General features: G+C 43.8%; 12 protein-coding genes and 1 other RNA gene. 3 read left to right on the top strand and 10 right to left on the bottom strand.

What is annotated here, in order from left to right; genetic code table 11:
- Nucleotides 1-134 precede the first annotated feature (134 nt).
- The 7 genes from ACK8OT_RS12995 to smpB form a co-directional block, all read right to left on the bottom strand.
- A complete protein-coding gene (locus ACK8OT_RS12995; protein ID WP_410196944.1) occupies nucleotides 135-605 on the bottom strand; it encodes a helix-turn-helix transcriptional regulator in 471 nt (156 codons plus the stop codon).
- Nucleotides 602-1,963, bottom strand: a complete 1,362-nt coding sequence (locus ACK8OT_RS12990) for a type II toxin-antitoxin system HipA family toxin (protein WP_410196943.1) — start codon at nucleotides 1,961-1,963, stop codon at nucleotides 602-604. Before ACK8OT_RS12990 ends, ACK8OT_RS12995 begins: the two co-directional genes overlap by 4 nt.
- A gap of 580 nt (nucleotides 1,964-2,543) precedes the next feature.
- The gene (locus tag ACK8OT_RS12985) at nucleotides 2,544-2,948 is read right to left on the bottom strand and encodes a hypothetical protein (protein ID WP_410196942.1); all 405 of its coding nucleotides are present in this window, start codon (nucleotides 2,946-2,948) and stop codon (nucleotides 2,544-2,546) included.
- Between the two features lie 80 nt (nucleotides 2,949-3,028).
- The gene (locus ACK8OT_RS12980; RefSeq protein ID WP_410196941.1) at nucleotides 3,029-4,336 is read right to left on the bottom strand and encodes a type II toxin-antitoxin system HipA family toxin; all 1,308 of its coding nucleotides are present in this window, start codon (nucleotides 4,334-4,336) and stop codon (nucleotides 3,029-3,031) included.
- A complete protein-coding gene (hipB, locus tag ACK8OT_RS12975; RefSeq protein WP_410196940.1) occupies nucleotides 4,336-4,581 on the bottom strand; it encodes a type II toxin-antitoxin system antitoxin HipB in 246 nt (81 codons plus the stop codon). The genes ACK8OT_RS12980 and hipB overlap by 1 nt, the downstream gene beginning before the upstream one ends.
- 504 nt (nucleotides 4,582-5,085) lie before the next feature.
- Nucleotides 5,086-5,437, bottom strand: a transfer-messenger RNA (tmRNA) gene (ssrA, locus tag ACK8OT_RS12970).
- A 46-nt stretch (nucleotides 5,438-5,483) separates the two neighbouring features.
- The gene (gene smpB, locus ACK8OT_RS12965; protein WP_410196939.1) at nucleotides 5,484-5,969 is read right to left on the bottom strand and encodes an SsrA-binding protein SmpB; all 486 of its coding nucleotides are present in this window, start codon (nucleotides 5,967-5,969) and stop codon (nucleotides 5,484-5,486) included.
- 197 nt (nucleotides 5,970-6,166) lie between these two features.
- Between smpB and ACK8OT_RS12960 the strand changes: the two genes are divergently transcribed.
- Nucleotides 6,167-6,601, top strand: coding sequence for an SRPBCC family protein (locus ACK8OT_RS12960; RefSeq protein ID WP_410196938.1), 435 nt, complete (start codon nucleotides 6,167-6,169; stop codon nucleotides 6,599-6,601).
- On the top strand, nucleotides 6,594-6,929 hold the full coding sequence (locus tag ACK8OT_RS12955; protein WP_410196937.1) for an RnfH family protein: 336 nt from the start codon (nucleotides 6,594-6,596) through the stop codon (nucleotides 6,927-6,929). Before ACK8OT_RS12960 ends, ACK8OT_RS12955 begins: the two co-directional genes overlap by 8 nt.
- A 99-nt stretch (nucleotides 6,930-7,028) precedes the next feature.
- Here the strand turns inward: ACK8OT_RS12955 and ACK8OT_RS12950 are convergent, their stop codons facing one another.
- From ACK8OT_RS12950 to nadK, 3 genes are all read right to left on the bottom strand, one after another.
- On the bottom strand, nucleotides 7,029-7,490 hold the full coding sequence (locus ACK8OT_RS12950; protein ID WP_410196936.1) for an outer membrane protein assembly factor BamE: 462 nt from the start codon (nucleotides 7,488-7,490) through the stop codon (nucleotides 7,029-7,031).
- A gap of 135 nt (nucleotides 7,491-7,625) precedes the next feature.
- Complete coding sequence (gene recN, locus ACK8OT_RS12945) at nucleotides 7,626-9,293, bottom strand: DNA repair protein RecN (RefSeq protein ID WP_410196935.1); 1,668 nt, start codon at nucleotides 9,291-9,293, stop codon at nucleotides 7,626-7,628.
- Nucleotides 9,294-9,404: 111 nt separating this feature from the next.
- Nucleotides 9,405-10,286 (bottom strand): NAD(+) kinase, encoded by an 882-nt coding sequence (gene nadK / locus ACK8OT_RS12940; protein WP_410196934.1) that lies wholly within the window; start codon nucleotides 10,284-10,286, stop codon nucleotides 9,405-9,407.
- Between the two features lie 169 nt (nucleotides 10,287-10,455).
- Between nadK and grpE the strand changes: the two genes are divergently transcribed.
- Nucleotides 10,456-11,085: a nucleotide exchange factor GrpE gene (gene grpE, locus ACK8OT_RS12935; RefSeq protein WP_410196933.1), complete on the top strand. Its 630-nt coding sequence runs from the start codon at nucleotides 10,456-10,458 to the stop codon at nucleotides 11,083-11,085.
- The last annotated feature ends 307 nt before the right edge of the window (nucleotides 11,086-11,392 follow it).

Raw genomic sequence — 11,392 nt, 5'->3', positions numbered from 1 at the left:
TATAAACAGTTAAAGCGGGAGCTTATTGGATTATTTGCTCTGACTTCTTTCCATCAACCAATTTAAATCGTAGCTAAAAACGAGTGGCAATATCTGTATATGGCCACAATATCATGGTAATAAGCTCAAGGTGATTAGTTGTTGTCGAGCAATGAGTTAAGCATATTCGATGAGGACGGTATTAGCCCCACTTTTAGGCCAAAAGGTTTGAAGACTTTATTCAATATGTCTGTTTTGTAATTACCACGATCATTCTCTATATCCGAGAGTGTTTTTCGCGACACATCGACGAGCTTGGCGTAAACATCTTGCTTTAAACCTAGCACATTGATTCGAAGCTCTTTTAGTGCCTGACCTTGAGTTAGTTCGCCATACAGTAGTTGTTTAACTATTTGATTGATTATCTTGCTGCGTTCGGCAGCCTTTGTAGGTAGGGTCTTTTTTGATGCTCTTTGAGACGTTCGTGATCTAGTGTTAACAGCATCAGCTTTGACCTTGTCATCACTTTTTATCTGTTGGACGCTTGCGTTTTGTTTGCGATTTTGTCGAAGGCGATTAACGACATCATTTATAGACTCTTTGGATGAATTGGTATGATTGCTCATAACAGCCCCCACTTTTTCAATTTTTCAGGGATATGATTAAATCCGATCGCGGGCATTTCTATGATTTGCTCTGGAACCCCTCGAGCTATCAGTCTTTGTTTAAGCTCAAGGCACTTTTGTGCGGTATCTTTAAGCTCGGTAAGTAACAATTCACTCGGCACAAGGTCAGACAGTGATTCTGCAATACCGATAAAATTGTAAGTGCCGCCAACTTCTAGTGGGGCTTTCCATTTTGTCGTTCTTGGGATGCCTTCGGGATCGGCTTTCATTGGGGCAAAGTCGTAGATAGGGGCTAACTTAATATAACCATCACCTTTTAAGAATGAGGTGTTTCTACCATGATTATCGCTGTTGCCAAATAGGATGTTGAGTAGGTCTCTTTTTACCCATTCTACAACAAAGCTTTGGGCATCAAAGGCATACCCTTGATTTTGCACCATGTGGCTTTGCGTGATTTTCTCTATTAATGCTCTGATAGTTGCTTCATGCTCTAACATTGCACCTGCACTTTTATTTAGCATGGAGTAAACCGACTCTACTGCGAATTTTTCAATTTGTTGCGCTTGGTTAAAGCGAATATCAAATCTAGGCAGCCATAAGGAAGGGTAGTTTAGCCCTTCTTCTAAACGCATATTTTGGATTGGAATGGTATCAAAACCCATCGCGGTGAGTTCGTGATAATAATGGAACTCAGCTCGAAGTATGTTGCAGTCAACTGGGCTTCTTGAACCTCTGGGATATTTGACTAAATAGTGTAGATCTTGGTTGGTGCTATCATCTTGATAGGGATCTATCCATATTTTAGCTTGCTCTTTGTCTGCGTTAGAGCAACGCAATATGAGTTTAGGTGCTTCACCTCCTGCACCGGTAGCACCACCCGGTGTAGCGCCTCTTTGTTGAGCGTAATCTAAAAAGTCACTTGCGCGGTTTTTTACATCGTCTAAAGAAAAGTAGAGGGTGTCTGACTCTTTATAGCGTTCCGGCAGAGAGTCTTTTACGCGCAAATTGCCGATAGGCGACATGGTGCCAAACTTGAGTAAAACATAGTTTTGTTCATCAATTGATAAATCCTCTATGTCTAGATGTTTGACCCAATAGCGTCTGCTTGCCCCACTTGGCATGATGTCATCAAGAAAAGTTAGCCATCCTGGACTGCCCATATCGTCAAAGTAAAAAGATACCGGCAAGTTGATTGATACTGCGTGTAGGTCATCTTTTTCGTGATGCTCTAATGCGTAGTCGCCGAGGTAATTGAGTTCAGTCACTCGGAAGTTGTTCTGTTCACTTTTAGGAAATGAGATGACAGCAATATCGAGCCATTCACCTTTGATAAAAGCTTGTATGTTTAACTCTTCCATCGTGGACTCCATTCTATTCATGAGTAGTATAGTACTCATTAGGCTTAATTTGATCAATTAATGTATAAGACATTACGCATTAATAAATAAGTAAGCCTGTAGACCTGAACTTGCTTGGGAAGGGACTTAGGATAAATCACTGAACATGATACTCGCGCAGCGAGCTGTGGTGCTACATTTTTGTCTGCGCTTGTGGGCTTGAGCTTGCTTAGGGAAGGGATTCGGATAAGTCATCAATCGTGATATTCGCGCAGCGAGCTGCGCTCCTACATTTTTTCTGCGCCTGTGGGTCTGAGCTTGCTTAGGGAAGGGGGCATAGTATCAATCTCTGATCGTGATATTCGCGCAGCGAGCTGCGCTCCTACATTTTTGTCTGCGCCTGTGGGACCTGAGCTTGCTTAGGGAAGGTGCTTAGGATAAATCACTGATCGTGATATTCGCGCAGCGAGCTGCGCTCCTACATTTTTGTCTGCGCCTGTGGGCCTGAACTTGCTTAGGGAAGGGGGCTTAGGATCTATCACTGAACGTGATATTCGCGCAGCGAGTTGTGCTGCTGCAATTCACATACTCCATATCATGTCTACACACATTCTCTCGCATATAAATGACTTCTGCATTTAGGGCAGCTGGGTTTGCTGGGCAGTTTCACTTGCCATTGGCAATGGCACATGATGCATTCATAGGTGGCTGTGCGATGCTGCTCTGAGGCGACATTAATGGCAGGGGCCAATTCGGGCAGCAGGCTGCGGGCATTGGTGGTGATAGTGGTTATCTTGTGTTGCTTGGGCTTAGGTGTATTAGCCGGTTTTTGTTGCTGCGCTAGATGTTGCTTTGCTTGCTCGATCAAGTGGATCTGGCGAGGATGAAACACCCATGCCTTGTTGTCGAGTTCATGCTGCAAATACTGTTTGAGCTGATCAAGTTGGCGCTGGGTGTTGGCTTTTTCCCTAAATAACCCATGGCAATCATCTAGCTTTATTTGCAATACCGCGCTGTGATGCTCTGTATTAGTTCAGTTTCCGTTTAAGGGGCAGCACTGTATTCCTATTGCTTTGTGAGAAACTGCTACATACCTAGTTTTTTTACCATTTTGAGGGCGTTTTCGAATATTGCGTTAGAAACTTCATTTGGAAAGTCCTTAGGCAGTCTAGATTTTAGACGCTCGATGGCTTTAGGAAGCTCGATTTGAATATCGTCTAAAATTACCTTCATTTGTTCGGTACTGAATTTGACTGATTGAGCGGTATCTAGGAAATGACGAGCATAAATTTTATTTATTTCATACTTTTTCCCGTGAGTGGCTTTTAATCCCATAGACAACTTCAGCTTCCTAATGTTTAGTCCTCTTCCTCCAAGAACAACATAAGCGGAGAGGATGTCATAGAAAGGAGTAAGCCTATAGCTACCACCTTTTTCAATAAAGATGGAAAAGTTCTTTGCATGTCCATCTGTAGCACCGATTACCCATTGGAATACTTGAAATTTCATGAAATTGTATCGATCGTCGAGAGCATTACTCGAACCCATTAATAGCTCCATTATTTCAGTAATACCTGGACCACCTTGAGATTCATACTTTATAGATGAAGGTTTACCAAAAACTTGGCAGAGATCTTCCTGAGGTAAGCGTAGTATGTTTGTTTTATCTCTATTCCAACGCCTATCAAAACGTTCTACTGCTAATGCTTTAATCCCGTCGGTATGGATAATTTCAACATTGGGAACCTCAAATCCAAGCTCTCTAGCGAGTTCAATACAGAGGTATTCATTTTCTACACTATCTTTTAGATCCAGTGTTGCATCAGCCTGCTGTATCTCTCCAATAGGTAATTTGATAATGTGAGTCGTCGGCGTGTTACCTTTAGGGATGCACCACTGATCGTTAAAATGAAGAAGTGCTGTTTTTTCTTGCACACCAGCAACGGATATTCTGAAGTCTTCCTCACCCTCAATCATTCCTAATGGAATATCCGATTTGTATGCGAGAAGGATTTCTTCAAGTTTCTTTTCATCTAAAGCTTCAAAATTAACAGGCTCTTTTTTGTATGGTTGATCTGGAAGTAACAAGGTGACAGCTCCGACACTGTCTTTTCCTACTTCTTTTAGAAGGTCGAATGGTTGCTTGGAAGAAGCGTTGTATCTGGCAACAATCCTTTCGCGTACCTTTGGTGCATCTGGCAAAAGGTTATCAAAGTAATTAATTACTGCATTTGACTTGATTGGCGAGCGTTGCAATTTTAAAGATAAAGATAGCGGGCGAGATCTACTGCTACTTATCCAATCTGAATCATACTGAAATGAATGAGCACCGTTAGAGTGTTTTTGTAGGGTGCCAACAAGTTCGCCATTCATATAAGCTTTTAGTTCTTGCATTACCAATCATCCTCATCAAATGTGCTTATTCCTTTCAGATCTTTTTCTTCAATAGTTAGAGTCAACTCCATTGCTTGAAGTAACTTGAAAAAAGTTGAAAGTGTAGTTCGGGTCGGATTATTTTCAAAATTAGATATGGTTGACTGTTTGATTCCTACCTTTTTTGCAAGTTCGCTTTGGCTCCAGTTATTCTTTTGCCTAATGAGAAGTAATCTGTCTGCTAGTTGCTTTGGACTGTATATCATTCATCGTCTCCTAGTGAGTGACTTGTCAATTCAGTGTTTGTTGCTAACTGCGCTTTGTTGTTTGAGTTTTTTGTAGATGAGATAACTTTATCCCCTAAAGGGGATAGTAACATGATTATCCCCTTTAGGGGATAGCTGTTTTCTTATCCCTTATAGAGGATATTGGTTGGTTTATCCCTTGAAGGGGATATCTGTTAGTTTATCCCTTGAAGGGGATATCTGTTAGTTTATCCCTTGTTGGGTGTTTAGAACCATTTGGAAGTACACGTAGTTGTAGCCCTTGCCCACCTGAAAGACGTTTAGGCTTAGCGTTTTTCACTTCTGTTACTGTTAGGGGGGCGTGATTCTAGGTATCGTAGTTATCCATAATCTTGGTTACTACAGTGGTTATTAAAAGTCAGGGATGCGGTGGGAATCGATGGGATGTTAATGGATGCTAACTTATAGATTTTTAGTTTTTCAGGCACAAAAAAAGACGCCCGAAAGCGTCTTTAATCGTGTAGGTGGTGGAGCTGGCGGGAGTTGAACCCGCGTCCGAAAAGCCTACATCCTCGGTACTACATGCTTAGTTAGTCATTTGGTTAACCATGGCAACTCCGACTAACAGGATTTGATATGGCGAGCCTGATACTATTTCGCGGTTCAACCTCAGACAAGTTTCCCTCGCTATTCTATGTGGATGACCTTCCGAAACCCAGCCCATAGAAGAGACTTGGGAGGAAGGCTAGCTAGCCTAAGCTGCTAGAGCGTAGTTATCGTCGTTTGCAACTATAACTTTGCGGCTTTTTACGAGGCCTGCCGCACCTCGGCATGCACCTTGGGTTTCGTGAATCCCGTCGAATCCTAAATCAGCCCCAAGCTGTTACGGGCAGTTTACAAGAAACTAGCCCTGCAAGAAAGCACTATCTTACTTTATGTTTCATGGTGCGTTCTTTTTGTACTTGCCACTCGCGGTCTTTAATGTCGGCGCGCTTGTCGTGGTCTTTTTTACCTTTACCGAGTGCAACTTCCAGTTTCACCCAGTTTTGTTTCCAGTACATGGAAGTGGCCACAAGGGCATAGCCTTGACGTTCTACTTTACCGATTAGGGTTTCTAGCTCTTTACGCTTTAGCAGTAGGCGTCGGGCGCGCATAGGTTCACAGACAACATGAGTTGATGCTTTGTCCAGTGGGATGATGGTAGAGGCAAGGAGGAATGCTTCGCCGTTCTTTAGGAACACGTAGCTGTCGGTGATATTTGCTTTTCCTGCGCGGATTGATTTGACTTCCCATCCTTGCAGTTCTAGACCGGCTTCCACTTTGCTTTCTAAATGAAATTCATGACGCGCTTTTTTATTGAGCGCGATAGTGTTACTGCCGGATTTTGATTTTGAGTTCTTTTTAGCCATAGATGCGTATTATATTCGGCTGCTGACAGAAAGGAATAGAATAAGCGAAAAAAGCCTAATAAAGCACTTATTTTCATCTTTTTGCCAAATAAGTGAGCTAGCGGCTGGGTGGGGGAATGTTCAGTTAGATTGAAAAAAATACCTATTTTTGTTTTATTGTCGGGTAAAATGGCATTTTTGTGTTGAGAGTGGTGGTAATGGCACAGATTTCAAAGTCGGCATTAGTGATGTTTAGTGCCAATGAGATGTTTGATTTGGTTAATGATGTAGTGGCTTATCCTGAATTTCTGCCGGGTTGTGCTGGGAGTCGTATTTTAGAACAAACGGAACGAACCATGCGGGCTTCGGTGAATGTGGCCAAAGCGGGTATTACAAAAACCTTTACCACAGAGAATACCTTGATCCCCGGTGAGCGTATTATCATGCAGTTGGTCGACGGCCCATTTAAGCATTTAACTGGCGGCTGGACCTTTACTCCTCTTGATGACAAAGCCTGTAAGGTGGCGCTGGATTTGGAGTTTGAATTTAGTAGCAAGTTAGTTGAAGTTGCTTTTGGCCGCGTGTTTAATGATTTATGTCATGCCATGGTAAAAGCGTTTAGTGAGCGTGCTAAAGAGGTTTACCGTGTCTGAACTAACGATCAAAGTGGAGGTGGCCTACGCGACGCCCCACAAGCAAAAAATAGTAGCGCTTAATGTGGAAAAAGGGCTGACCATCAAGGAGTGTATTGAACGCTCGCATATTCATCATATCTTTCCGGAAATCGATATCGCCAATGCTAAAGTGGGGATATTTAGTCGCTCGGCAAAGCTCAGTGATGAAGTTCATGATCAAGACAGAATCGAGATTTATCGCCCCTTGATTGCGGATCCGAAAGAGATGCGCAAATTACGTGCACAGCGTGCTAAAGAAGAAGGGCGAGCGGATAAAATTACGGGTGGCCGTGCAAAGGCTAAATAATCGGTAAAGGTTAGTCTGATATTGTATCTGGTTTGGCGTTGAATGGCGCTTTTTAAGTAAGCCATTGGAATTGAGTTCAATACCAATGGCTTTAGATAATTATTGAGTAATATCAATAGGCTTACAGAATTCATCGTCCTTGCTGTCAACACACGGTGCGGTTGATTTATCAGAACTTGAGTTCTTTCTTGAATCAGCTTTGTATTTTTCTACTTTATCACTGAATTTTTCTGCAATGGCATCGTCACCTGAGATACGAGCTAGCTTACCGTTATAAAACACCAGCTCCATTTGTGACTGCTCCGATGGCTCTCCGCCGGGCTTTAAGTAGTAAATGTAGTACCATTTATCACTGTCAAAGCTGTCGACCAACATAGGTGAACCCATCACGTAGGTCACTTGCTCTTTGGTCATTCCCAGAGTGAGTTTATCTACTTGCGATTCCTCAACGAAATTACCTTGTGGCACGTCGATTTGGAAAACAATCATATCGTAGATAGCTGAACAGCCGCTAAGTGATAGCGCTAAGGTAGCTGCAGCGAGAAGGCTCTTTAATCGCATAAATCCATTTCATTAAGGTCAATATCAGCGGCAAATCATACCCAGTATGAGGCTGGATGTAAAAACTTGCCGCGACAAATTTTGTGTTTTTGTGCTAGTTAAAGCAATCTTATGCTGAAATTGACCTCAATTCATTTATTGAATCAGCAATTCTTGGGCATTGGCTAAGGTTTTCTCGGTGATTTCATTACCACCTAATAATCTTGCCAATTCCGTCAATCGTTGCTCTGGCTTGAGGGCCGTCATCGAGGTTTCAGTGCTCGTACCGTCTGTTTCTTTACTCACAAACATTTGCTGATGTCCGTGTCCAGCCACTTGCGGTAAGTGGGTAACACAAAACACTTGGGTGGTTTCCCCCAGTTTTCTGAGCAATTTGCCAACTACGGAAGCGGTTGCACCGCTGATGCCCACATCGACTTCATCAAAGATCATGGTTGGTGTTGAGGCTTTTTGTGAGGTGATGACCTGTAACGCTAAACTGATCCGCGAAAGTTCGCCACCGGATGCGACTTTACCTATGCTTTGTAGTGGCTGACCTGGGTTGGTCGAAACATTGAAGCTGATACTATCAATACCCAGCGCGCTGATTTCGGCATCTTCATCGGTGATGATATCGATGGCAAATACGCCCGATGGCATGCTTAGCTGATGCATGCTTTGGCTGATTTTGTCGCCTAATTCTTCGGCATAGCGTTGGCGGCTTTTGCTGAGTTTTAATGCATCATCCAGATAGCGTTGACGGATGCCTGATAGCTCTTTTTCAAGTTGGCAGATGCGCTCCTCTGAACTTGAAATCGTGCTGAGCTCTTTGGCTAGCTCGAGGTGCTTTTGCGGTAGCTCTTCGGCATTGACTTGATGCTTGCGTGCGAGCTGCATAGCTTGGCTTAAGCGTGTATCTAAGTAGCTAAATTGCTCGGGATCCATTTCCAAGCTTTCGCTGTAGTTGCGCAATTGGCTACTGGCCTCTTCGACTTGAATGATGGCTTCTTGCAGTAGGGTGCATATTTCGGCTAGGGCAGGATCGTTATCTGCTTCACTCTCCACGCGGCTTGCGGCCATTTGCAGTAAACCTAACGCGTTCACTTCATCATTTTCGTAAAGAATGTCGATACCCGCTTGGCATTGCTCCATTAATGAGCCGCAGTTAGCCAGCTTTTTGTGTTCTTGTTCAATCTCTTCAAACTCGCCAGCTTGCAGAGCAAACTCGTCTAACTCTTGAACCTGATATTCAAGGAGTTGTTTTTTAGCTTCGTTCTCGGCTTGTTGCTGTTGTAAGTGGCGCAGTTCTTTATTTAAAAATTGCCAGCCTTGATAGCTGTCTTTCACTTTTCGTAAAAGGGCTTTATGGCCTGCATAGCCGTCCAACAGTTGCATTTGTACTTCGGGGCGTAACAAGGTTTGATGGGCGTGTTGGCCATGAATATGGACTAACTGTTGACCGAGACTTTTTAATTGAGAAAGCGGCACTGGAATGCTGTTGATATAACCGCGTGAGCGACCTTCATGGGTAATGGTGCGGCGTAAAATACAGTCGCCATGTTCGTTGTCTAATTCGTTATCACGTAACCAGCGCTGAGCCGCGGGTATATTGGCTAATGAGAAGCGGGCACTGATTTCAGCTTTTTTGGCACCTGGGCGAACCATGCTGGCATCGGCTCTTTCTCCCAGACACAGGCCTAGGGCATCAATGGCTATGGATTTACCGGCCCCCGTTTCACCTGTGATACTGGTCATGCCTGAGGCTAGTTCAAGTTCTAAAAATTTAACAATCGCAAAATTTGTAATGGTTAGCTGAGTTAACATAGTTACGATCCATGAAGTACACACACTGTATAAAAAAGCAGTATAAACTGTTTTTTTATACAGTAAAGTAACTGTGTGAAATTTTTCGTGTTCGAGATCGCGTAATTATTGTTAAAAGTTTTTCTTTTCCCAGCCTAGTTTTTGTTGCAATACGGCGAAGTAGCTATAGCTGGAGGGGTGAACCAGTTTTAATTTGTGCTTGTGTTTTTGAATGATGACTTCGTCACCCGGCTCAACGTCGAGGATCACGTGACCATCACAACTCACCTGCATTTCGGCTTCATTATGCGAAGCAACCACGAGGCGGACATGAGAGTTTGCATCGAGCACGATAGGGCGGCTGCTTAGGGTATGGGGAAACATAGGAACCAGCGTAATGGCATCAAGATTTGGCGTTAAAATCGGGCCGCCACCTGAGAGCGAATAAGCGGTGGAACCGGTGGGGGTAGATATAATCATGCCATCGGCGCGCTGGTGCAGCATGTAACTGCCGTTAACATACACTTCGAACTCTATCATGTGCGCCACTTTGCCAGGGTGAAGTATGGCTTCGTTGACGGCGGTTTGGCGGCGATGAATTTTGCCTTTACGGATCACTTCGGCTTCGAGTAAAAAGCGGTATTCGGTTTGATAGTTACCAGCTAATACTTCTTCTAAGGGTTGCTCAAAGGCATCGGGATCAAGATCCGTAAGAAAGCCTAAATTGCCTCGATTAACCCCAATTACGGCGACGTCATGCTGGGATAAAATGCGGGCAGCACCCAGCATGTTGCCATCGCCACCGACAACGATGGCAAGATCAACATGATGACCTAATTCGTCCACACTCATGCTTTCTACATCGGCTATGTCTAGCTCCGCGGCCACTAAGGTTTCGATAATGACGCGGTAGTTGCGTTGGCGCAGGTAACTATGCAGCGCTTTTAACGTTTGGTTTGCACCTAAATGGTTTGGCTTACCAATTAAACCTATCGAGTTAAATTTTGCGGTCATAAGGTTATCTTTTCAGTCGCTTAAGCTAGTTAAGTTAAGTAGTTGTTGGTTAATAATGAAAGTGCTTGGCCTATCAAGCAAGGGTTTTCTTAATACTAAGGTTGAAACTGGTGAAGTGATCCCCATAATAAGCTCCAAGTATTTTAGTTAACATCTAAATGGAGTGAACATGAGCAGCGAAGAGAATAAACTGTCGCCGGAACAACAAGCAGAAGTGCAGGCTAGCGAAGTAGAGCAAGTTGATGCGCAAGCGGCAACTCAAGAAGCTGTAGAAGGTGAAGTGCTTTCACCAGAGCAAGCTATAATCGATGAGCTTGAAAAAAAGCTAGCGGTTGCAGAAGCAAAAGTAGCTGAGCAAAAAGATTCGGTTATCCGCGCTGCAGCGGAAGTAGAAAACATTCGTCGTCGCACTGCGCAAGATGTTGAGAAGGCGCACAAGTATGCCCTTGACAAATTTGCCGCTGAGCTTTTGCCTGTGATTGATAACATGGAGCTGGCTTTAAGCCATGCTGATCATGAAAACGAGCAGCTGAAGCCGATGATTGAAGGGGTTGAGTTAACCCTTAAAGCCATGCTTAGCTCGGTAGAAAAGTTTGGTGTTGTGGCTATTGATCCTAAAGATGCCCCTTTTGATCCAGAGAAACACCAAGCCATGAGCATGCAAGAGATCCCAGGCGTGCCTGCTAATACGGTTATCGCTGTGATGCAAAAAGGCTATGAGCTTAATGGCCGCGTGATCCGCCCAGCCATGGTAATGGTATCAAAAGCCGCTGCCGGCTCGGTTGATACAAAAGCGTAATCACTTTCCACTGTGATGATATATACCCAAGACACTTCAAGATGCGGGATTCAGAGGCGCTCATTATGTTTAGTTTGAGGCAAAAAGACGAAGGAATGGCATTCCCTTTCGAGGCTTTTTAACGAAAAAATAAACATAATGAGCGACTCCCAAAGGGCGAGTTTTGTGGGCTGTTATGCTTTGTTGCTGATTTTCAACGTAGAATAACTATGTCTCAAATCAGCGTCGCGCCTAACAGCCTACAAATTCTCGCTCAACAAGCATCTTGAAGTAACTTGGGTATAAAAGCCAATGGCAATGCCGTTGG

Origin of the sequence: Motilimonas thetidivivens, assembly GCF_046452435.1 — a bacterium.
Taxonomy (GTDB): domain Bacteria; phylum Pseudomonadota; class Gammaproteobacteria; order Enterobacterales; family CBDFNC01; genus Motilimonas.
Note: the sequence above shows the minus strand (reverse complement) of the source record. Positions and strands in the feature narration are given on the sequence as shown.

What these genes read in the sequence shown, in the direction of transcription:
- ACK8OT_RS12995 (WP_410196944.1), bottom strand. Translation starts at nt 605, where the DNA reads ATGAGCAATCATACCAATTCATCCAAAGAGTCTATAAATGATGTCGTT.
- ACK8OT_RS12990 (WP_410196943.1), bottom strand. Translation starts at nt 1,963, where the DNA reads ATGGAAGAGTTAAACATACAAGCTTTTATCAAAGGTGAATGGCTCGAT.
- ACK8OT_RS12980 (WP_410196941.1), bottom strand. Translation starts at nt 4,336, where the DNA reads ATGCAAGAACTAAAAGCTTATATGAATGGCGAACTTGTTGGCACCCTA.
- hipB (WP_410196940.1), bottom strand. Translation starts at nt 4,581, where the DNA reads ATGATATACAGTCCAAAGCAACTAGCAGACAGATTACTTCTCATTAGG.
- smpB (WP_410196939.1), bottom strand. Translation starts at nt 5,969, where the DNA reads ATGGCTAAAAAGAACTCAAAATCAAAATCCGGCAGTAACACTATCGCG.
- ACK8OT_RS12960 (WP_410196938.1), top strand. Translation starts at nt 6,167, where the DNA reads ATGGCACAGATTTCAAAGTCGGCATTAGTGATGTTTAGTGCCAATGAG.
- ACK8OT_RS12950 (WP_410196936.1), bottom strand. Translation starts at nt 7,490, where the DNA reads ATGCGATTAAAGAGCCTTCTCGCTGCAGCTACCTTAGCGCTATCACTT.
- recN (WP_410196935.1), bottom strand. Translation starts at nt 9,293, where the DNA reads ATGTTAACTCAGCTAACCATTACAAATTTTGCGATTGTTAAATTTTTA.
- nadK (WP_410196934.1), bottom strand. Translation starts at nt 10,286, where the DNA reads ATGACCGCAAAATTTAACTCGATAGGTTTAATTGGTAAGCCAAACCAT.
- grpE (WP_410196933.1), top strand. Translation starts at nt 10,456, where the DNA reads ATGAGCAGCGAAGAGAATAAACTGTCGCCGGAACAACAAGCAGAAGTG.